The sequence below is a fragment of the Nesterenkonia sp. PF2B19 genome (assembly GCF_001758425.2).
Classification (GTDB): Bacteria; Actinomycetota; Actinomycetes; order Actinomycetales; family Micrococcaceae; genus Nesterenkonia; species Nesterenkonia aethiopica.
In genome coordinates this window covers 1-1,455 of the sequence record NZ_MDSS02000127.1, presented here as the reverse complement: position 1 = coordinate 1,455, position 1,455 = coordinate 1, and the positions used below count along the sequence as shown (strand labels likewise).

The 1,455-nt window shown below is 70.3% G+C and carries 2 protein-coding genes and 1 tRNA gene; all 3 read right to left on the bottom strand.

All coding sequences use genetic code 11. The features are described 5' to 3' along the window. Window positions 1-161 precede the first annotated feature (161 nt). Window positions 162-252, bottom strand: a tRNA-Ser gene (locus tag BCY76_RS17255). A 69-nt stretch (window positions 253-321) separates the two neighbouring features. Continuing rightward, window positions 322-870: an adenine phosphoribosyltransferase gene (locus BCY76_RS17250; protein WP_085437972.1), complete on the bottom strand. Its 549-nt coding sequence runs from the start codon at window positions 868-870 to the stop codon at window positions 322-324. Between the two features lie 94 nt (window positions 871-964). Next, a complete protein-coding gene (locus BCY76_RS17245) occupies window positions 965-1,375 on the bottom strand; it encodes a nucleoside deaminase (RefSeq protein ID WP_085437971.1) in 411 nt (136 codons plus the stop codon). Between the last annotated feature and the right edge of the window lie 80 nt (window positions 1,376-1,455).

Here is a 1,455-nt window from a genome sequence, read left to right as displayed (position 1 = left end):
GCACCTCAGCTATAGCTGAGGAAGGCCTCTGGACCCGCAAAGGCTGGGCCGGAAGGGGATGACACGCCCGGGCCATACACACATTCTGGCCAATAACCCTGTTTCGAGCATGAAGAAGGCCCCGGATCCTTGAAACATCAAGGATCCGGGGCCTTCGAAACTGGCGGTGACGGTGGGATTTGAACCCACGGTACGGGGTTACCGTACACGACATTTCGAGTGTCGCACCTTCGGCCGCTCGGACACGTCACCTCAGACCTGAAGATGCTACCGAAGATGCGCGCGGGACTCCAATCGTGGCTGTCTCCGGCCGGAGCGGACTCAGCCGCCGGTGCGGAAGAGTGAATGCACGGCCCCGGCGTGACGGCGCCCGCCCAGCTCCTCGAGCTCCAGCACGACGGCGGCGCCGGCCACGTCGCCGCCGAGCTCGGCGATGATCTGCCGGGAGGCGGCCAGGGTGCCACCGGTGGCCAGCACGTCGTCGACCAGCAGCACCCGCGCGCCGGGCTCCAGCACCCCGAGGGCCTCGATCACCGCAGAGCCGTACTCCAGGTGGTACTCGATGCTCGCAGCCGGGTTCGGCAGCTTGCCCGCCTTGCGGATGGGCAGCGTCCCCACTCCTGCGGCGATCGCGATAGCCCCGGCCAGGAGGAAGCCGCGGGCTTCGATGCCGGCGACGACGTCGAAGGCTCCATGGAACGGCTGGATGAGCCCTGTCGTCACAGCTTCCAGCGCGGCGGCGTCCACCAGCAGCGGAGAGATGTCACGGAACAGCACCCCCGGCTCGGGGTAGTCCGGCGTCAGCGCGATCAGGGACTCGGCACGTGCCAGGGCGACGGTGAGATCGGGGGAGGGGTCTGCGGAGAGCACCGCGCAACTCAGCAATCCGCGTGACTGACCGGCACGCGCCTGCCGCCACCCGCGGGCGGGGCCCGGCCTCAGTCCTCGTTCTCAGCCCTCGTTCTCAGCCCTCGGTCTCGGAGGCCGTCCCGCCCTCCCGCAGCCGCGTGGCGAAGAACCCGCTGAGCTGTGCGGAGCACTCCTCGGCGCGCACCTCCGGGTGGACCTCCACCCAGTGGTTCAGCCGCGGCTCCCGCAGAATGTCGAACACGGACCCTGCCCCGCCGGCCTTCTCATCCCAGGCGCCGAAGATCACCCGACGGATGCGGGCGAGCACGATGGCGCCGGCGCACATGGGGCACGGCTCCAGGGTGACGGCCAGCGTGCAGTCGTCCAGGCGCCAGGTGCCGCGGTGTCGTGCGGCCTCGCGCAGGGCGATCAGCTCCGCGTGGCCGGCCGGATCGGCGTCGGCCTCCCGGGTGTTGTGGCCCTCACCGATGATCTGGCCGTCCGGGTCCACGACGACGGCGGCCACCGCACGTCCCCGCCGGCGGCCGCCCGTTCGGCCAGGTCCAGGCAACGGCCTATGAGCTCGTGCTGCACTCCGGCGCGCGG